This is a genomic window from Streptomyces sp. NPDC086554, assembly GCF_040686095.1.
Classification (GTDB): Bacteria; Actinomycetota; Actinomycetes; order Streptomycetales; family Streptomycetaceae; genus Streptomyces.
Map to the genome: position 1 here is coordinate 204,041 of NZ_JBFBJK010000006.1, position 18,206 is coordinate 222,246.

General features: G+C 70.7%; 17 protein-coding genes and 1 pseudogene. 6 read left to right on the forward strand and 12 right to left on the reverse strand.

Annotation, left to right across the window (positions count from 1 at the left end; genetic code table 11):
- Window positions 1-22: 22 nt before the first annotated feature.
- The 3 genes from AB0O76_RS12375 to AB0O76_RS12385 form a co-directional block, all read right to left on the reverse strand.
- A complete protein-coding gene (locus AB0O76_RS12375; RefSeq protein ID WP_365488551.1) occupies window positions 23-2,179 on the reverse strand; it encodes a trypsin-like peptidase domain-containing protein in 2,157 nt (718 codons plus the stop codon).
- Between the two features lie 3 nt (window positions 2,180-2,182).
- Complete coding sequence (locus tag AB0O76_RS12380) at window positions 2,183-2,569, reverse strand: CU044_2847 family protein (protein ID WP_365488554.1); 387 nt, start codon at window positions 2,567-2,569, stop codon at window positions 2,183-2,185.
- Between the two features lie 91 nt (window positions 2,570-2,660).
- The gene (locus AB0O76_RS12385; RefSeq protein WP_365488557.1) at window positions 2,661-3,608 is read right to left on the reverse strand and encodes a LysR family transcriptional regulator; all 948 of its coding nucleotides are present in this window, start codon (window positions 3,606-3,608) and stop codon (window positions 2,661-2,663) included.
- Between the two features lie 124 nt (window positions 3,609-3,732).
- Between AB0O76_RS12385 and AB0O76_RS12390 the strand changes: the two genes are divergently transcribed.
- The 3 genes from AB0O76_RS12390 (at window position 3,733) to AB0O76_RS12400 (ending at window position 7,883) form a co-directional block, all read left to right on the forward strand.
- Entirely contained in the window at window positions 3,733-4,989 is a 1,257-nt protein-coding gene (locus AB0O76_RS12390) for an MFS transporter (RefSeq protein WP_365488560.1), read from the forward strand.
- Entirely contained in the window at window positions 4,982-6,334 is a 1,353-nt protein-coding gene (locus AB0O76_RS12395; RefSeq protein WP_365488563.1) for a hypothetical protein, read from the forward strand. The genes AB0O76_RS12390 and AB0O76_RS12395 overlap by 8 nt, the downstream gene beginning before the upstream one ends.
- Window positions 6,335-6,542: 208 nt before the next feature.
- Complete coding sequence (locus AB0O76_RS12400; protein WP_365488566.1) at window positions 6,543-7,883, forward strand: M28 family metallopeptidase; 1,341 nt, start codon at window positions 6,543-6,545, stop codon at window positions 7,881-7,883.
- A 53-nt stretch (window positions 7,884-7,936) separates the two neighbouring features.
- Here the strand turns inward: AB0O76_RS12400 and AB0O76_RS12405 are convergent, their stop codons facing one another.
- The 4 genes and pseudogenes from AB0O76_RS12405 to AB0O76_RS12420 form a co-directional block, all read right to left on the reverse strand.
- Window positions 7,937-8,542: a rhomboid family intramembrane serine protease gene (locus tag AB0O76_RS12405; RefSeq protein WP_365488569.1), complete on the reverse strand. Its 606-nt coding sequence runs from the start codon at window positions 8,540-8,542 to the stop codon at window positions 7,937-7,939.
- Window positions 8,543-8,608: 66 nt separating this feature from the next.
- Window positions 8,609-8,818: pseudogene (locus tag AB0O76_RS12410) on the reverse strand (peptide-methionine (R)-S-oxide reductase); the annotation flags it as partial.
- Window positions 8,819-8,876: 58 nt separating this feature from the next.
- Window positions 8,877-9,362 (reverse strand): hypothetical protein, encoded by a 486-nt coding sequence (locus tag AB0O76_RS12415; RefSeq protein ID WP_365488572.1) that lies wholly within the window; start codon window positions 9,360-9,362, stop codon window positions 8,877-8,879.
- On the reverse strand, window positions 9,359-9,685 hold the full coding sequence (locus AB0O76_RS12420; RefSeq protein ID WP_365488574.1) for a hypothetical protein: 327 nt from the start codon (window positions 9,683-9,685) through the stop codon (window positions 9,359-9,361). The genes AB0O76_RS12415 and AB0O76_RS12420 overlap by 4 nt, the downstream gene beginning before the upstream one ends.
- A 294-nt stretch (window positions 9,686-9,979) precedes the next feature.
- On the opposite strand from AB0O76_RS12420, the gene AB0O76_RS12425 reads away from it, so the two are divergent.
- Window positions 9,980-11,014, forward strand: coding sequence for a hypothetical protein (locus AB0O76_RS12425; protein WP_365488577.1), 1,035 nt, complete (start codon window positions 9,980-9,982; stop codon window positions 11,012-11,014).
- Window positions 11,015-11,088: 74 nt separating this feature from the next.
- Here the strand turns inward: AB0O76_RS12425 and msrB are convergent, their stop codons facing one another.
- The 4 genes from msrB to AB0O76_RS12445 all read right to left on the reverse strand — a co-directional run bounded on the left by msrB (window position 11,089) and on the right by AB0O76_RS12445 (window position 14,407).
- A complete protein-coding gene (gene msrB, locus AB0O76_RS12430) occupies window positions 11,089-11,496 on the reverse strand; it encodes a peptide-methionine (R)-S-oxide reductase MsrB (RefSeq protein WP_365488580.1) in 408 nt (135 codons plus the stop codon).
- 22 nt (window positions 11,497-11,518) lie between these two features.
- A complete protein-coding gene (gene murC, locus AB0O76_RS12435) occupies window positions 11,519-12,916 on the reverse strand; it encodes a UDP-N-acetylmuramate--L-alanine ligase (RefSeq protein ID WP_365488583.1) in 1,398 nt (465 codons plus the stop codon).
- Window positions 12,917-13,023: 107 nt separating this feature from the next.
- The gene (locus AB0O76_RS12440) at window positions 13,024-13,497 is read right to left on the reverse strand and encodes an indole-3-glycerol phosphate synthase (RefSeq protein WP_365488586.1); all 474 of its coding nucleotides are present in this window, start codon (window positions 13,495-13,497) and stop codon (window positions 13,024-13,026) included.
- Window positions 13,498-13,642: 145 nt separating this feature from the next.
- The gene (locus AB0O76_RS12445) at window positions 13,643-14,407 is read right to left on the reverse strand and encodes a pyrimidine reductase family protein (protein WP_365488588.1); all 765 of its coding nucleotides are present in this window, start codon (window positions 14,405-14,407) and stop codon (window positions 13,643-13,645) included.
- A gap of 36 nt (window positions 14,408-14,443) precedes the next feature.
- Here AB0O76_RS12445 and zapE point away from each other — a divergent pair, with 36 nt between their 5' ends.
- Both zapE and AB0O76_RS12455 read left to right on the forward strand, forming a co-directional pair.
- Window positions 14,444-15,535 carry a cell division protein ZapE gene (gene zapE, locus AB0O76_RS12450; RefSeq protein ID WP_365488591.1) on the forward strand — a complete coding sequence of 364 codons (1,092 nt, stop codon included), beginning with the start codon at window positions 14,444-14,446 and terminating at the stop codon, window positions 15,533-15,535.
- A 102-nt stretch (window positions 15,536-15,637) separates the two neighbouring features.
- Complete coding sequence (locus AB0O76_RS12455; RefSeq protein WP_365488594.1) at window positions 15,638-16,996, forward strand: alkaline phosphatase PhoX; 1,359 nt, start codon at window positions 15,638-15,640, stop codon at window positions 16,994-16,996.
- 61 nt (window positions 16,997-17,057) lie between these two features.
- On the opposite strand, the gene sph is transcribed toward AB0O76_RS12455, so the two are convergent.
- Complete coding sequence (gene sph / locus AB0O76_RS12460) at window positions 17,058-18,047, reverse strand: sphingomyelin phosphodiesterase (protein WP_365488597.1); 990 nt, start codon at window positions 18,045-18,047, stop codon at window positions 17,058-17,060.
- Between the last annotated feature and the right edge of the window lie 159 nt (window positions 18,048-18,206).

Genomic DNA, 18,206 nt, shown 5'->3' on the forward strand with positions numbered 1-18,206 from the left:
CGGCTGCCGTTCATGGCCGTGCTCATATCCCCTCCTGGGGCTCGGACAGATGCAGTTGCGGAACCGTGCGGTCGGGGTCGGCCCAGGCGAGGACCGGGCGTCCGGGGAAGGCGCGGGGCTGGTGCACGGTCTTGGCGCGGTACGACCGCACACCTTCGGGAAGTTCACGGGTGGTCACACCGCTCATCCGCTCCACGGCATGCGACTCGCGCCCGAGCCCCCGGTCCCACACCACGACCGGGACGCCGACCGCCAGACACACCTGTACGACCTCGTCGCGCAGCCGCGGTGGCACGTCCACGGCCACCCGCACGGCGTCCACGCGGTCCATCAGCGTGCCGTAGATCTCGCGCAGCCCCAGCGCCTCGTCGGCGAACAGGAGTGAGATGCCCGTGTCGAGCTGACGCCACCGGCGGCGCCAGTCAGGAAGGAAACGCTCGTTGCGGCGCAGGAGTTCCGGACAGTTGACGACCAGCGGGTACTCGGCGCCGAGCACGCCCGGCACCAGGTCGTCGGGCCCGGAGCTCTCCCACTCGTCTATGGGGAGATTCAGCCCCGCCCGGTCGACCAGCGCCTCGACGAGCGGTCTTCGGTCGCTCGGGGACGCCTGGTGCAGCGATTCGAGGACCCGAAGCAGCTCCCGCGCGGCCTTCGCGGCACTGAAGGTGACCTCGCCGTCCGTCGACACCTGGCGGGGCCCGGCGCCCTCGTCGCACCAGACGCGCAGCCGGTAGCGGTCCTCGCCGCTGCGGCTCACCTGCACCAACACCCGCAGTGGCGCGTCCTGTTCGGCTTGTGTCCTGGCCCAGTCCACCGCGTCGGAGCGGCGCTCGGCGAGGGCCGAGCGCGGGATGCCGAGCCGCTTGGCGACCCCGTCCGACCACAGCCGCAGCCGTGCGCACTGCGCGGGCAGGCAGAGGGCCGCCATGTACTCCATCACCCGCACCAGCGCCGGCACCCGCGGTCCTTCCCCCTCCGTACGGCTGTCGCCGCCGAGCCGCTCGAGGTGATCGAGGTAGCCGTCGGGCGATTCCTCGCCGGGGAAGGCGGCGGCCAGCGGCAGCGCGGCCCGCACCGCTTCCGGCAGCCGGGCCAGGGTCGCCGCGGGGATCGCCTTCAGCGTCTGGTGGAGCCTGCGGTGCTCGTCGGGCGAGAGCAGGCGCGGCACCGGGGAGAACTGACCGGCGTTCAGCAACGGGCGGACGGCCGCGGGCTCCGGGCGCCGCAGCACCTCGGTGAGCGCCGCGAGCGCACGCGGATCGGTGACCAGGAGCCGGGCGAACTCCTCGGGCGTGGGGGCCGATTCGCCGCCCGGGTGCCCGTGTCCGCACCGGCGCGCGACGGCCCTCGCGTGATCCCCGCGCAGCACGGGAGAGGGCATGATGCCCTCGATGAGTTCGGTGAGCACGGGCAGCGCGGGATCGTCCGGATCGGCCTCGGGGCTCTCCAGAAGCTCCCCCGCGCCGGCACCGCGCAGCTCGGCCTCGATGCGCTGCCAGGGAATGCCCCAGCTGCGGCGCGATACGTGCTGGGAGCTGAACGGCCGGGCCGCACCGGTGGCGGGGTCGGCGGGCGGCATGACGTGGGCGACCACCAGGCCGACGGCGGCGTTGTCGGTGACCGACCAGAGCGGTCCACCGCTGAAGGCGGGGCCGATGGCCATGCCGGTGGGTTCCCCGTCGACGTACCCGATCGTCTCGTCGCACATCTTGACCCGTACGTCCGCGAAGGAGCTGCTCATTCCGCTGCCGTGCCAGGCCCGCAGCGACTGCCCCGCCACCATGGGCTGCCACATCGGCGAGGGAACGGACTCGTGGGGCACCGAGTCGAGGCGAAGCACCGCGAGGTCGCCGAGCCACTCGTGATCGTCCTTCTCGCGCACCTCGGCCGTACCGTCACGCCGGCGCGGCGGTATCCAATGGGCCACCCTCGCCTCGTAGTTGACGGAGGCGGAAGGACCGCGAAGCGTCACGTTGACCGTCTCGCGGCCGGGGTGCCGGATGTCGAACAGATTCCGCCCCAAGGCGTCATTGACGACATGGGCACAGGTCAGCAGCCGGGCCGGGGTCAACAGCACCCCGGCTCCCGCGGTCTTGACGTCGCGGGTGCGAAGGACCGAGACGACGCAGTGCCGGGGGTCGGCCGAGGGGGAGCGCGCCTCGGTCAGGAACCAGCCCATCCGTCAGCCCGCTTGCGAGGGCCGCTGCCACGTCGCCGAGACGGTGAGGTGGGCCTGCCCGCTGCCGCCGACGATGCCGAGCCTGAGGTCCTGCCCGACCTGCACGCCGAACGTCACATTCGCTTCCTGCGGGGGCCGTTCGGAGTCCATGACCGCGTCGTGCACCTCGCGGAGCAGCGGCCCCAGCGGGCGCAGGGTCGTCCGCAGCGCCTCGACGGCGAACGCGGCCACCGCGTCCCCGCCGCGCGCCACCGGAACGCTGTGCCCCATCCCGTCGGGCAGATCACCGTCCGCCTCCGATGCGGGCTCCGGCGGCCGCGTCTGCGCGGGGAACACCTCGAAGCGGATGGCGGTACCGTCGGCCAACTCGAGCTCAGTGAAATTCGGCACCTTCACATTGTGCCGATCAATGCGGACGACGTACCGGGTTCGACCGAAGCGAGCCGCACCGAAGCAAGCCGCACCGAAGCAAGCCTCTGCGTCACGCGTCGCCGCTGCCCGGTGCCGTTGCCCAGGACGGCCGCCAGACTGTCTCGGCGAGCGGTGCCAGGCTTCCGAAGTGGTCGATGATCGCCCGGAGTCCTGGGTGCGGATTCGCTCGGGGGAGGATGAGCGAGAGCGGGTACGCGAGCGTCGGGTTCACGATCGGGATGCGGCGCAGGTCGTGGTTGGTCGGCCAGATGTAGCGGTCGCGGGAGCCCACGAGGGTCGCCACGTCCGCGGACTCCGCGAGGACGTCGAGGAGTACCTCGTCGCCGAAGTGCGGGCCCGCGGCGTCGATGCGCAGGTCGAAGCCGGTGGCGAGCTGATCGTAGAAGTCCGCCCATTCGCTGCGCGGCGCGATGCCCGGCACCCAGATCCGGTGCTTGCGCAAGTGGGCCGGTGTCAGTGTGCGTGCGGCGGCGAGCGGGTGCCTCGGGCCGACGAGGAGTTCCAGCGGGGAGTCGAAGGCGTGGATGATCCGCACGTCGCGCGGCAGTGTGGCCGGGTCGGTGACCGAGCGGAACGAGGCGTCGATGTCGCCTGCCTGAACGGCGGCGACCGCCGTGCGCGGGTCGTTGACCCTGAGGGTCACCACGTCGAGGTCGGTCTCGGGATGTGCCCGCCAGTAGTCGTGGAGGATGACGGCCTGCGCGGATCGCAGGCCGAGAACGTCGATCCGAAGGGCCCGCGAGCCCGGCCTGATCGCGGTGACGGCGCGGTCGACACCCATGACGATGTTCCGGGCGTGCGGGAGGAAGGCCTGGCCGTCGAGTGTCAGCTCGACCCCGCGGGCGGTGCGGGTGAACAGCCGGACGTCGAGTTCGCGCTCCAGGGTCGCGATCCGCTTCGACACGGCCTGCTGCGTCACGCCGAGCTCGTCGGCCGCGTGCTGCAGCTGGCCGAGCTCGGCCGCGCGGACGAACGATCGCACGGCCTCGGTATCCATGGAGCCAGCGTATGCGCGTCCAACCAATGGTTGTGGCTCACCGGGGAGCCGGTTGTTTGATCCCGTGGTGGTGCGGCTGGTGTGATGCGGGGATCCAAACACCGGTTGTCGCGAGGGGGGTCGCATGCGCATGCGCTTGGGGCGCGGTTTCGGCTGGCTGTGGTCGGCCTACGCCGTCAGTACGTACGGCACGTGGATCGCCTTCGGCGCGTTCCCGCTGATCGCGGTTCAAGTGCTGGACGCGCCGGCCTTCGCCGTGTCGCTCCTGGAGGCGGCCGGGCTCGCCGTCGCGGCGGTTGTCGCGTTCTCGCTGGGGCCGTGGGTCGAGCACCGGGCCAAGCGTCCGGTGATGATCGCGATGGACCTGATCCGGTTCGCCGCGATGGCGAGTGTCCCGATCGCGTACGCCATCGACTTGCTCTCGTACGGCCAACTACTGGTCGTCTCGGTGGTCTCCGGGACCGCGGGCATCGCCTTCGGCGCCGCATCCGGCGCGTACCTGAAGCATCTCGTCCGGGGCGATCAACTCCTGGTGGCGAACGGGAGGTTCGAGGGCACGAGCTGGGTGGCGACCGCGGCGGGCCCGCCCCTCGGTGGCGCGCTCGTGGGGTTGCTCGGCCCGGTCGTCACGGTCATGGCCGACTCCCTCAGCTACCTGCTGTCCGCGCTCGGGGTCCTCCGCATCCGCGGCGACGACGTCGCGGCACCCCGTGACCGGGCCACCAGGCTGCGCGGAGCCGACCTTCTCGGCGGCTTGCGGTTCATCCTCCGCGACCGCGTACTGAGGCGCCTGTTCGCCAATCAAATCCTGGTCGGCGGCCTGATCATGGCCACCGCCCCGCTCCTGGCCGTACTCCTCCTCGGCCAGTACCACTTCCCGGCCTGGCAGTACGGTCTCGCCTTCGGCATCCCGGCGCTCGGCGGCTTCGTGGGCGCCCGCCTCTCCGCACGCCTTGTGACCCGCTACGGACGGCACCGGGTCATGATCGTCTCCGGTTGGCTGCGCTCGCTCTTCCCCCTCGGTCTCGCGTTCGTCCGCCCCGGCATCCCCGGACTCCTCACCGTGATCGTCGTCGAGGGCCTGCTGATCACCTGCATGGGCATCTTCAACCCGATCTACGCGACAGAACGCCTGCAGCGGACTCCCGTGGATCTCACCGCCCAGATCCTCAGTACGTGGAGTGCCTGCGGCAAGCTCCTGCAAGCTGCCCTGATGGTGATCTGGGGCGTCCTCGCCACACTCACAAGCCCGCTCGCCGCTATCACTTTCTCCGGCGTCCTCCTGCTGGCCACACCGCTCCTGCTGCCCAGACGGATACATGTGTCCGCCCCTGGACCCATCGAGCGGCAGTCCACCGTCCATACTCACGGTCATGCGTAAGGACATCGAGGAGTGCGAGGACAGCGAGGACAGCTGGGACGGCGCGGCGGCAGCGGTGCGGCTCGCGGAGGGAGCGCCGCTGCGGAGTGTGGTGGCGGCCGTCGCCGACCCCGACAGCTGGCTCTCGCTCGATGCCGGAGTGCGGGAGGTGTCCTGGTACCGGGGGGTGCCCCTGTCCGACTGGGAGCGCGCGGCCCCGCTGCCCGCCGACCTGGCGCGGCTCGGCGAATCCGGGCTCGCACTCGCCCTCTGCCACCGCGACGGCAGGATCCGCCAGGCCGCGCTGCGCCGGGCGGGACGGCACCCCGGCCTCCTGCCGCTGATCGCGATCCGCTGCGCCGACTGGGCAGCCCCCGTGCGCGAGCGCGCCCGCAAGCTCCTCCACGAGGCAATGGACCCGCGGACCGCCGTCGCCCTCGCCCCGCTGATCCTGCGAGTGGGCCGCCGTGAACGGGGCGGCTTCGGCGTCGAGCTGCTCGGTGACGCGCTGCGCCGGGCGGATCTCGATCAACTCGCCGCTCTCTTCGCCCACCCCGACCGCAGCACCCGGCGCTTCACCTACCGCCTTGCCGTCGAGCACCGGCGCCTGGGCCCCGCCGAGCTGGCCCGCGCGGCGGCGCGCGACGAGGACGCCGTCGTCCAGGACCTGTGCGCGACAGCGGCGCTCACGACCGTGCAGGAGGCGGAAGTTGATGTCGAAGACCTGCTCCAACCGCTGCTGACAGCGCGTGCCCCGCGCGTCCGGTCGGCCGGTGTCACCGCGCTGCGCCGGGCGGGGCAGCCGGAGCGAGCCGAGCCGTTCCTCGGCGACCGGTCCGCGGTGGTGCGCGCCTGCGCCCGGTACGTCGTACGACAGTACGGAGGCAGCCCCACCGCCTGGTACCGGCAGCGGTGCGCGGCACCGGACGATCCCGCCCTCGCGCCCGGCGCGGTCATCGGCCTCGCCGAGTGCGGGGACCGCGCGGACGGCGCGCTGCTGTGGCGGCTGCTCGTCCACCCGGCGGGTGGAGTGCGGGCACAGGCCGTCGCGGGACTGCGGACCTTGGACCTGGCGGACGCGCGACGGCTGACCCAGCTGCTCGACGACCCCGCCCCCGGTGTCGTACGCGAGACAGCCGTCGCCCTGCTGCCATCGGCGAGGCAACTCCCCGCCGACTGGCTCCTGGAACGCACCGAGCCCGAGCGCCCCCGGCACACCCGCGTGGCCGCGTTCCGGCTGCTCCACGCGCGCGGCGGGGTGGCGGCGCGGCGGGCGGCGGCCGCGCTCCTGGAGGACCCCGACCTGAAACTGCGCACCTGGGCAGCCCAGTCCCTGCGGCGACGTCCGATAACCGAACTCGCCTGACCGACTTCTGACCGGTTTCCTCCCTTGACGGCGAGTCACCCCACCCCCACCATCAGGCAACGCACTTCGCACCTCAAGGCACGCCCGGCACTTCGCACCTCAAGGCACGCCCGCGCACCTCGGTACAGCTCCAACGCCCTGCGGCACCCGCTCCGCAGGGCGTCTCGTACGTTCCGTCCCCTTCGCCGTTCGGAATACGGAGCCCCACATGAGACTCTCCAGACACTCCAGACCCGTCCTGCCCCGCGCCCTGAGACGCACCACGGTCGCCACGCTGGCGGCAGCAGGGCTGCTCGCCGTCGCCGCGCCGACGGCCCTCGCGGCACCCGCCGCCCCTCCCTCGACACTCGCGGCCCCCGACATCCCCCTCGCCAACGTCAAGGCGCACCTCACCCAGTTCCAGTCCATCGCCACGGCCAACGGCGGCAACCGCGCGCACGGCCGGCCCGGCTACAAGGCCTCCATCGACTACGCGAAGGCCAAGCTGGACGCGGCCGGATTCACCACCACCGTCCAGCAGTTCACGTCGAGCGGTGCCACCGGCTACAACCTGATAGCCGACTGGCCGGGCGGCGACCCGAACAAGGTCCTGATGGCGGGCGCCCACCTCGACAGCGTCACATCGGGCCCCGGCATCAACGACAACGGCTCGGGCTCGGCAGGCGTCCTGGAGACCGCACTCGCCGTGTCCCGCGCACAGTTGGAGCCGACGCGGCATCTGCGGTTCGCCTGGTGGGGCGCGGAGGAGCTCGGCCTGATCGGGTCGAAGTACTACGTCAACAACCTTCCCGCCACGGAGCGTTCAAAGGTCTCCGGCTACCTCAACTTCGACATGATCGGCTCCCCGAACCCGGGTTACTTCGTCTACGACGACGACCCCGCGATCGAGAAGACCTTCAAGGACTACTACGCGGGTCTGAACGTCCCCACGGAGATCGAGACCGAGGGCGACGGCCGCTCCGACCACGCCAGCTTCAAGAACGTCGGCATCCCGGTCGGCGGCCTCTTCACCGGCGCCAGCCGTACGAAGACCAGCGCCCAGGCCCAGAAGTGGGGCGGCACGGCGGGCCAGGCCTTCGACCGCTGCTACCACTCGTCCTGCGACACGACGTCGAACATCAACGACACCGCCCTCGACCGCAACAGCGACGCCATCGCCCACGCGATCTGGACCCTCGGCACGGACACCCCCGTCCCGCCGGGCGACACGTACGAGAACACCACGGACGTCGCGATCCCCGACAACGGCGCCGCCGTGACCTCGACGGTGAACGTGACCGGCCGCACCGGCAACGCCCCCGCCACTCTCAAGGCGGACGTCGACATCCGGCACACCTGGCGCGGCGACGTGGTCGTCGACCTGCTGGCCCCGGACGGCACGGCGTACCGCCTGAAGAACTCCAGCAGCAACGACTCGGCGGACAACATCATCGCGACCTACACGGTCGACGCGTCGAGCGAGGCGGCGAACGGCGCGTGGAAGCTGCGCGTGCAGGATGTGGCGGCGCAGGACACGGGTTACATCAACAGCTGGAAGCTGACGTTCTAGGCCGCTGGGCAGGGCTGGGCGGGGCCGGGCAAGCCTGCCTGGCCCTGCCTTCTTCAAGCGCCGCCGGCGCCCCGCCGCCGTCGGAACGCGAAGGCCGCGGCCACCCCGGCAAGGAGCCCGAAGAGATGACCCTGCCAGCTGACGCCTGTGGTCGTCGGCAGTACGCCCCACAGGATCGAGCCGTAGACCGCGCCGACGATAAGACCCACGATCACGTCGCCTGCGCGCCGGTCGACGAAACCGCGGATCAGCAGATAGCCGAAGAGGCCGAAGACGACTCCGGACGCGCCCGCGGTGACGGAGTGTCCCGGTGCGGTGAGCCAGACGCCCGCACCGCTGACGAGGATGATCACCGTGACGACGGCGAGGAACCTGCGGATGCCGGACACCGCGGCGAGGAAGCCGAGCAACAGCAGCGGCACGCTGTTCGCCATGAGGTGCCCGAAGCCGAAGTGCACGAAGGCGGCGGGCACGATGTCCCGCAGCTCACCGACCTCGCGCGGGGTGATGCCGAAGGTGTCCAGCGCGTGGCCGCTCGCGGCATCGACGGCCTCGAGCAGCCACAGCAGAAGCAGCAAGGACCCCATCAGGACGGCTGCGCCTTTGACCCGCTCGCCGCGCGATGCCGCCGGTACGGGGAGATTCGCGCCGTACGCCATGGGAACCTCCTGGCTTCCCTTGTGTACGGCTCAACGCCCAGCGGCCCCGCCCGGTTCCCGCCCTGCTCAGCCCTCTTCGGGGGCCAGCGTCAGCGCGATCGAGTTGATGCAGTACCGCTGGTCCGTCGGGGTCGTATACCCCTCACCCTCGAACACATGCCCAAGGTGCGAACCGCACCGCGCGCACCGCACCTCCGTGCGGACCATGCCGTGCGAGGAGTCCTGGAGGAGCTCCACCGCGTCGGTGTCCTTGGGGTCGAAGAAGCTCGGCCAGCCGCGCATCTGTCACCCCTTCCGCCCCAACAGCCGCTTAAGCCCCTTGGGTTGCGCCCGTTCAGATCGCGACCACGTGCACGTCCGACGGGGCCAGCACGGCCAAGTAGGCGTTGATGTCGTCCGGATCGCTCGTGAAGATCACCGCGCTGCCGTGCCGAGCCGCGGCGAGCGCCACCCAGGCGTCCACCGCGTCCGGGCGCTTCTTGGCCGGCAGTGCCGCCTGCCCGAGCGCGGTGGCGATGCGGCGCCAGTCGGCCAGGTCCGGGCCCGTCGCACAGGCCAGGCAATCAGGCCGTCCGGCCTTGGTCTCCCGCATCGGAGGCTCGGCAGAACGGGCCTGCGGCACCGTACAGTCGCCGAGCACGCCGGACAACGCGTGCACCAGCGCTGGGTGGGGCCGCCAGACCTGGGCCAGGACCGGGCCGAGCACCAACGCCCGATGCGGGGCAGACCGTAGGCCGTCGTGCAAAGCCACCGCCTTGGCCTTGCGATCGGCCAGCGCGATCAGCATGCCGGAGTCGTAGACCGGCACCCGTGCACTCACGCGGCATGCCCCGGACGACTGGCCTGCCTATCCGCACCGTGCACGAGCCCGAGAGCCTCCTCGACCTCGCGGCGTTCCTGCTCCGTCAGCTCCGCACCGGGTTCAACGGGATCACCGGGGAATGCCCCGGCCTCCGTCTCGGCACGGGCGATCACTGCATCGACCCCGGCGAACTGCTCCTCTATGGCATCCGTCTCCGCCATCTGCCGCGTCGCCGCATGCACCAAATACGCCGACACATCCATACCGGCCCGCTCGGCATGCTCCTTGATCCGCTCGGCCTGCGACCCATCCAGGCTGATACTGATCCGCGTCTTCGCCATGCCACCAGTGTATGACGCGTATTACGGTCAGGCCAGGCGACACCCAGCCGAGGCGCCTGCAAGGCGAAGCCGGCACTAGCGTGCCCCAGCTCCGGGTGAAGCCGGTTCTCCGACTTGATGGACCCCCGACACTCCGACACCTGCTCGTCACCGCACTCCGGGCACGCCGGGCAGCGGACTCCAGCCTGGCAGCACTCATGGGGCGCAATGCCCGGAACGCGAGTCTAGGTCCGCAAGGAGGCGCAGTGGACGCAATCTGCCGGACAAGACACCACTCCGACCGAAGGAGAGACCATGTCCAACACGACCGTCCTGCCTCTTCAGCCTGCCGACCACGACTGCCCCGCCTGGTGCGCCCGGGAGCCACAGGCCGAGGCGACCGGCAGCCACATCAGTACGCCCGTCGCACTCGCCGCACCCGGCGGCCTGGAGCCGACACTCGAAGTGCCACTCCTCTCCGTCCAGCTCGCGCTGGGCCACGACGAGCAATCCCGCGGTGAGCTTCCGAGGCTCTGGCTCACGGGCGTCGACGATGCCGCCGAGCTCGGCATTCTCGCCCTCAGCGAGCTGATCGACGGGCTGGAGCGTTTCGCCCTGCGCCTGCGCGGCCTGCGTCACCGGTACGCCACTGTCATCACAGGCGGCGCCGCCGAGTCCGTCGATGCCCGCACGTCACCGACCCATCCCCTCGAACTCGTCGCCCCCTGCCCACCCTGGTGCCAGTTCCGGTCGTCCGGCGACGACCACACACCTACGCGCCTGCTCGCCGATCACTTCCACGCCACGGAGGAAGACAGCATCAACCTCGGACTGCATCGCAAGGAACGCACCCAGTACGGGGACGAGCCCAAAACCGTCGACGTGGTGATGGAGCACATGCCGTACGCCCAGTGGCCGCAGATCGGCCTCACACTCGGCACGAGTAAGCGGCACCAGCACGTATCCCTGACGTTCGACGAGGCCGGACGGCTCCGCTCCATGCTGGCCGAGTACCTGGCACAGGGCCACGAGTACGCGCAGCCGCAGGCCGTGCCCTCAGTGCAGGAGCTGGTCGACTACTGCGGAGCTCGCATCGTCGAACACGAGGTCCACGACCCGGATTTCCGTGGCCATGCCGTCGGGGACACCCGCAACGGCGGACCGGTCTGGATCACTCTCCCGCGCGGAGCCAGTGGCCCGTACCGCGACGAGGAGGTGGCCCATCTACTCGCCGAGGTCCACGAGAGCCAGCACGAACTGACCGCGCAGGACCGCACCGAGGCCCACCGGGCCGGCGGCATCCCGCCGCGCGGGCCCTGGCCCTGGACCGTCACGCAGAACGCGGCCTGACGATCCGGCACGTACGAGACAGAGGTGCCCCGCACGCATTCCGCGTGTGGGGCACCTCTCCGTGAACAGCCGTCTCAGCCCGCCTCGGGCGCCAGCCTGAGCGAGATCGAGTTGATGCAGTAACGCTGATCCGTCGGCGTTGGATAACCCTCGCCCTCGAAGACGTGCCCCAGGTGCGAACCGCACCGCGCGCACCGCACCTCCGTGCGGACCATGCCGTGCGAGGAGTCCTGGAGGAGCTCCACCGCGTCGGTGTCCTTGGGGTCGAAGAAGCTCGGCCAGCCGCAGTGCGACTCGAACTTCTCCGCCGAGGTGAACAGCTCCGCGCCGCACGCACGGCAGGAGTAGACGCCCTTCGTCTTGGTGTCGGTGTATTCACCGACGAAGGCCGGTTCCGTGCCGGCCTGGCGAAGGACCGCGTACTCCGAAGGGGTCAGCTCCGCGCGCCATTGCTCGTCCGGCTTCTCGACGTCGTACGACATGACACTGAACCCCTTACTTCGACTACTTCGACAGCTCGGCCAGGATCTGCGGGCCGATGTCCGTGACGTCGCCCGCTCCCATGGTGAGAACGAGGTCGCCGGGCCTCGTCATTCCCGCGATGACCGCCGGGGCCTCCGCCTTGTCGTGCACGGCCCGGACGTCCGCGCCCGCCGCTCGGGCGGCGTCGATGATCAGGTCGCTGGTGATGCCGGGGATCGGGTCCTCGCGGGCCGGGTAGATGTCGAGGACCACGGAGGCGTCGGCGAGGGACAGGGCCTGGCCCATCTCCGTGCCCAGCTCCTGGGTGCGGGAGAAGAGGTGGGGCTGGAAGAGGACCAGGAGGCGCGAGTCGCCCGCGGAGGAGCGCATCGCCTCCAGGTCCGCGGTCATCTCCGTGGGGTGGTGCGCGTACGAGTCGATGACCTGGACGCCCGCCGCCTCGCCCTTGAGCTGGAGGCGGCGCTTGACGCCGGTGTAGGAGGCGATGGCCGATGCCAGGTTGTGTGCCGGGATGCCGAGGGCGATGCCCGCGGCGAGCGCGGCCACCGCGTTGTGCGCGTAGTGGCGGCCGGGGACCGAGACCGTGAAGGTCAGGAACTTGCCGCCGAGGACGACCGTGACCTCGCTGGTCAGGCCGCGTGCGGTGACCTTGTGGATGCGCAGGTCGGCGGTCTCGGACTCGCCGTACGTGACGATCTTGAGGTCCGAGTGGTCGCGTCGCAGGCGTGCGGTCAGCTCCACCGCGCCGGGCTGGTCCGCGTTGATCACCAGGGTGCCGCCGGGGACGATCTTGCCCGCGAAGGTCTCGAAGGATTCGTAGATCTCGTCCATCGACGCGTAGTTCGCGTGGTGGTCGAGCTCCACGTTCAGGACGATGGCGACCTCGGGCGCGTACTTGTGGAAGCTGCGGTCGCTCTCGTCCGCCTCGGCGACGAAGATCTCGCCCTCGCCGTGCAGCGCGTTGGACCCGGGGGTGTCCAGGTCTCCGCCGATCGCGTAGGAGGGGTTCAGGCCGAGGGTGGAGAGGGTGACCGCCAGCATCGAGGTCGTGGTCGTCTTGCCGTGCGTGCCCGCCACCGCGATCGGGCGCAGGCCCTCCATCAGGGACGCGAGGGCGTCCGAGCGGTGGACGACCGGAATGCCGAGCTCTGTCGCGCGGGCCAGCTCCGGGTTGTCGGCGCGGATCGCGGAGGAGACGACCACGCAGGTGGCATCGGCGGCGAGGTGCGCGGCGTCGTGGCCGATGTGGACCGTGGCCCCCAGGGTCCGCAGGGACTCGGCCGTGGCGGACTCCCGCGCGTCACTGCCCGCGACCTTGGCGCCGCGCTGGGCGAGGATCTTGGCGATGCCCGACATTCCGGCGCCGCCGATGCCGATGAAGTGCGGTCGGTCCATGGCGGTGGGCAGGCCGGGTGCCATACGTGTGTCTCCCCAAGAGTCTGAGTTACGGCAGATGAGCAGGGCCCAGACTACGTGCCCCGTAAGGGGCGCGGGACTGCGACATATGCGGCTCCGCCGCGGAGCGCTCAGCCCGCCGCGTGCGAGAACAGCTTCAGGACCGGCACGCCGACCTTGTGCCGGGCCCGCGATGCCCAGTCCCGGTGGAAGAACTCCTCCACGTAGTGCGGGTCCGTCAGGACGATGACCTCGTCGGCGTCCGCGTCGTCGACCAGCTCCCTGAGCGCGTCGAGGGGGTGGTCCTTGATGAGCTGCCCGGTCGCCTCGCAGCCCGCTGCGTGCAGCGCCGCGAGCGAGACCTGAAGAGCCTGCTCCGCCGGGCCCGTCGCATCCTGCCCCTCGGGTACGTCCCGTTCCTTCGCCGCTTCGTCGAGCTCCCCGAGTGCCACGTCGTCGATGGCCCGCAGCAAGCGGTCCGCCTGATCGCCGCGGGGCTGGAGCAGCACGTGGAAAGTGACCGGCTCGTCGCCGTGCAAGGTGGTGACGAACTCCACGTCGGCGGAGGTCAGGGCCTTCTCGATCATCAGTACGCTTGTGAACACGACAGGCGCCCTTCTCATCCGTGGGCTGCCGAGAGTCTGTCTCGACAGGCCCCTGCGGAAACCATCCTGCCCCGTGGCCGCACGGGGTCTGCGACTTTTAGTGTGCCCAACGGAAGCGAAACGGAACGGCATATTCCACTGATTGTCAGGTTCGACGGTATCGGGTGAAGAGGAACCCGGCCTCCTCCAGTACCGACGCCAGCTCGAAGCGCTCCGGCACCGCCATCGATGGGCCCCCCGCGATGCGCTGGGCATCCCCCGCGGCGACCATCGGGGACACCGTCAGACAGAGCTCGTCGAGCACCCCCGCCGCCACGAACTGGCCGAGCAGCCTGGGCCCGCCCTCGGTGAGCAGTCGGGTGAGGCCGCGCTCGGCCAGGGCGCGTACGACCCGCCGGGGCTCGGCCCCCGCGCCATCGCCCGCGGTCACCACCACGGCGCCCGCCTTCTCGGCCGCCGCGATCCGCTCGGCGGGTGCCGCGGCGCCGGTCACCACGAGCGTGGGCACCAGCGGCTCGGCGAAAAGCGGAAGGCTGAAATCCAGGTCGAGGCTCGCGGTGACGATCGCGATCGCGGGCGCCACCGCCTGTCCGGCCGCCGCCCTGCGCTCGGCGAAGGCCTCACGCGCGCGCGGCGGCCGGTAACCCTCCTGGCGGACCGTTTCGGCACCGACGACCACGGCGTCCGCGATCCCGCGCAGGGTGCCGAAGACCCGCATGTCGGTGGCGCTGGAGATGGGCTGCGAACGGCCGTCGTGCTGGGCGGCCCCGTCGAGCGTGGACACCATGTTGGCGCGCAGCCAGGCGCCCTTTCCGGTGGGGTACGCGTAGGCGTCGGCCAGCTCCCCCAGCCCCCACTCTCGTACTGCTGTTTCGTCTGTCTGGTCGGTCACAGGGAACAGGCGTCGCATGTCCGCAGTCTTGCACGGCCCTTAGAGTTAGGAACCGTGTCGTCCTCCACCGCAGCCCCCGGGCAGAGCCCCATAGCCGAAGCGGCTCCTCTGTCCCTGTGCGCCCGCGAACCCCATGTCCCCGCCGACCGTCTGGTCGCCGAGATGGTGCCGCCGCCGCGCTTCGACTCCGTCCGCTTCGATACGTACATCCCGGACCCGAACCAGCCGAGCCAGATCGAGGCCGTGAAGGTCCTCGGCGGCTTCGCGGCAGGGCTCGGCGGGGCGCACGCCTCCGGAGCGGGCAAAAAGCGCTGGTTCCAGAAGAAGGCACCGGCGCCCACGGGCCCGCGCGGCGTCTACCTCGACGGCGGCTACGGCGTCGGCAAGACCCACCTCCTCGCCTCCCTCTGGCACGCGACGCCCGCGGCGCCCGAGCAGAAGGCGTTCGGCACCTTCGTCGAGCTGACGAACCTGGTGGGCGCGCTCGGCTTCCAGCAGACGGTGCGCACGCTCAGCGGGCACCGGCTGCTCTGCATCGACGAGTTCGAACTCGACGATCCGGGTGACACGGTTCTGGTGTCCTCGCTGCTCGCCAAGCTCGTCGAGCAGGGCGTCGCGCTCGCCGCGACCTCGAACACGCTGCCGGGCAAGCTCGGCGAGGGCCGGTTCGCGGCGGCCGACTTCCTGCGCGAGATCCAGGGCCTGTCCGCCCACTTCAAGGCGCTGCGTATCGACGGCGACGACTACCGCCACCGGGGCCTGCCCGAGGCGCCGGCGCCGTACTCCGACGAGCAGGTCACCAAGGCCGCGTACGCGACCGACGGCGCGAGCCTCGACGACTTCCCGCACCTCCTCGACCATCTGGCCCGCGTGCACCCCAGCCGCTACGGCGCGCTCACCGACGGCCTCAAGACGGTCTGCCTGACCGATGTGACGCCCGTCCCCGACCAGTCGACCGCGCTGCGCCTTGTGGTGCTCGCCGACCGGCTGTACGACAGGGAGGTGCCCGTGCTGGCGTCCGGTGTCCCCTTCGACAAGCTCTTCGGCGAGGACATGCTGAACGGCGGCTACCGGAAGAAGTACTTCCGGGCCATCTCGCGGCTCACGGCGCTCGCGCGTGACGCGAAGGGACTCGTGGAGTCCTAGCGACACGCGAAGACTCGTAGCTACGCGCGTGGTTCCCGCGCCCCAGGGCGCGTGGTACACACATCCGGTCATGTTCCTGTCCGCCAGCAGGAGGTCGACCTAATGTCCACGACACGACGTGAAGTGCTTGCCCGTACCGGTGCGGTGGGTGCGGGGATCGCCTTCACCGGCGCGCTCTCGGAACTCTTCGCGGGGAGCGCGGCCGCCCAGGGCAAGGGCGGGTACGGGCCACTGGTGCCCGACCCCGCCGGTCTGCTCGATCTGCCCGAGGGGTTCCGCTACAAGGTCCTCTCCCGCGAGGGCGGCGAACTGCCGTCAGGCGAGGGCAAGGTGCCCAGCAACTTCGACGGCATGGACGCGTTCCGCGGCAAACGCGGCGGCGTCCACCTCGTCCGCAATCACGAGAACCGCCACAACGGCAAGATCCCCGTGCCCACGGTCGAGGGGCTCACCTACGACCCGATGGGCAAGGGCGGCTGTACGGTGCTCTCGCTCGACGCCCGGAACAACGTGATCGGCGAACGCGTCGGGATCGCGGGGACCGCCGTCAACTGCGCGGGCGGGCCCACGCCTTGGGGCACCTGGCTGACCTGCGAGGAGACCGAGGACAAGGCCGGCACGAACGGCTACACCAAGGACCACGGCTTCATCTTCGAGGTCGACCCCGTCGACCCGCGCCGCACCGGGGCCGTGCCGCTCACCGCGATGGGCCGCTTCCAGCACGAGGCGATCGCGGTCGACCCGAAGCGCGGCATCGTCTACGAGACCGAGGACGCCTTCCAGAAGCCCTTCGGCCTCTTCTATCGCTTCCTGCCCAACAAGCCGGAGGGCGGCCGGGGTTCACTGCGCGCGGGCGGCAAGCTGCAGGCCATGCGGGTGCCCGGCGTCCCGGATCTGTCCGCCGTCCAGGAGACCGGCGCGAGCTTCGACGGCATCGAGTGGGTCGACGTCCCTGACCCACTGGCCGCCCAAACCCCCATCCGCCTCCAGGACTTCGGCCCCAAGGGCATCACACACGCCCAGAAACTGGAGGGCTGCTACTGGGGCGGTTCGTGCGTCTACTTCGTCTCTTCCTTCGCGCACAGCGCGGAGGGTTCGGCGGCCGACCACTTCGGTCAGGTCTGGCGCTACGACCCGTCCAAGCGCCGCCTCACCCTGGTGATCGTCTTCGGCCCGGACACCGACATCCAGCTGCCCGGCGAGTCCCCCGACAACATCTGCCTCGCGCCGAGCGGCGGCCTGATGGTGTGCGAGGACGGCGGTGGCGTCCAGCACGTGTACGGCCTCACGCGGCACGGCGAGGTCTACGCGATGGCCCGCGGCCGCCAGAACATCGGCACGCCCGAGGAGCCGGAGTGGGGCGAGTTCGCGGGCGTCTCGTTCTCACCTGACCACGACACGATGTACGTCAACTGCTACAACCCCGGCACGACGTTCGCCGTGACGGGGCCCTGGCACTAGCCCCGGCACAGGTCCGGCCCGCCCCATTCGCGCAAGGGGACGGGCCGGACCCATTGGGTGGCTAGGAGCCGATCACCGGGTAGTGGTCGGACAGGTTGGTGTACGTGTACTCCTTGCCCCAGCTGGAGACCGTCCAGGGGGCGCTCTGCTCCTTGATCACCTCGTTGTGCCAGGTGGCGGGGCGGGCGTTGCCCTTGCGGTGCAGGATGTAGTCGAGGTCCTCGCGCGGGTCGTCCGGGTAGCGCTCGGCGGCGATCGAGTTGTCCTGGGTGTCGAAGGAGTACGGGTGGCCGGTGCGGCCGTCGGCCGGCGCGAAGCCGCCGTCGGCGAGCATCGAGGCGTACTCGTCGCTGTGCGAGTCGACGTTGAAGTCGCCCGCCACGACGACCTGTTCGTCCGCCGGGATGTTCTTGCCGTCCAGGAAGGCGTCCATCTCCTTGAACTGCAGCGAGCGGGTCGCCGCGGCCTCGCCGGAGCCGCAGCCCGGGTCGGTGGACTGCGCGTGCGTGCCCACGACGTGCACCTTCGTGCCGTTGACGTCCAACTGGGCATAGACGAAGCCCTTGTTGGAGTACGAGTCGGCGCCGCAGGCGTCCTTGTAGACGTACTGCTCCTTGCGCACGATCGGCCACTTGCTCAGGATCGTCACCCCGCCGTCCTCCGGGGTCACCGAGGAGTAGGCGCCGCCGGTGGCGTCCCAGCCGTCCTTGCTCCGGCCCATCACCGGGGTCTGGTGCGGGTATTGGGCCGCGGCGTTCGACTTCAGCGCGTCGGAGGAGGAATTGTCGAAGGCCTCCTGGAGTACGACGACGTCCTGGCCCTTGAAGAAGTCCGCGGCCGGGATCGCCTTGGCCCGGTGGTCCTGGCCCCAGTTGGGGTAGAGCGTCTTACTGAAGAGGAAGGCGTTGTACGAAAGCACCTTCAGCTCGGGAGTGGCGGCCGGGGCAGCGGGGGCGGCGGTCGCGGACGGGGCGACGGCGGCGAGTGTCGCGGCGGCGAGCACGGTCGTGATCGCGGCGGCCTGAGTCCTGCGCAGCGCTGGGTGCGGCACGGAATCTCCTGTGAGTGGTGGGGGGTTGCTGTGGCGCCCGTCATCCAATCAGCCGCAGTTACTTCTGGGTAGCCTTCGGGTGAACAGAGCTGCCGCCGCGCGGGAACGACGAACGCAGGCGCCCCGACATGCCGAGAGTGGCTGCGGGAGTACGGCAGT

Bases quoted from the DNA above. Each gene is read 5' to 3' on its own strand.
- AB0O76_RS12425 (WP_365488577.1), top strand. From the start codon at position 9,980: ATGTCCAACACGACCGTCCTGCCTCTTCAGCCTGCCGACCACGACTGC.
- AB0O76_RS12385 (WP_365488557.1), bottom strand. From the start codon at position 3,608: ATGGATACCGAGGCCGTGCGATCGTTCGTCCGCGCGGCCGAGCTCGGC.
- AB0O76_RS12395 (WP_365488563.1), top strand. From the start codon at position 4,982: ATGCGTAAGGACATCGAGGAGTGCGAGGACAGCGAGGACAGCTGGGAC.
- murC (WP_365488583.1), bottom strand. From the start codon at position 12,916: ATGGCACCCGGCCTGCCCACCGCCATGGACCGACCGCACTTCATCGGC.
- AB0O76_RS12400 (WP_365488566.1), top strand. From the start codon at position 6,543: ATGAGACTCTCCAGACACTCCAGACCCGTCCTGCCCCGCGCCCTGAGA.
- AB0O76_RS12405 (WP_365488569.1), bottom strand. From the start codon at position 8,542: ATGGCGTACGGCGCGAATCTCCCCGTACCGGCGGCATCGCGCGGCGAG.
- AB0O76_RS12420 (WP_365488574.1), bottom strand. From the start codon at position 9,685: ATGGCGAAGACGCGGATCAGTATCAGCCTGGATGGGTCGCAGGCCGAG.
- AB0O76_RS12390 (WP_365488560.1), top strand. From the start codon at position 3,733: ATGCGCATGCGCTTGGGGCGCGGTTTCGGCTGGCTGTGGTCGGCCTAC.
- AB0O76_RS12455 (WP_365488594.1), top strand. From the start codon at position 15,638: ATGTCCACGACACGACGTGAAGTGCTTGCCCGTACCGGTGCGGTGGGT.
- AB0O76_RS12375 (WP_365488551.1), bottom strand. From the start codon at position 2,179: ATGGGCTGGTTCCTGACCGAGGCGCGCTCCCCCTCGGCCGACCCCCGG.
- AB0O76_RS12445 (WP_365488588.1), bottom strand. From the start codon at position 14,407: ATGCGACGCCTGTTCCCTGTGACCGACCAGACAGACGAAACAGCAGTA.
- msrB (WP_365488580.1), bottom strand. From the start codon at position 11,496: ATGTCGTACGACGTCGAGAAGCCGGACGAGCAATGGCGCGCGGAGCTG.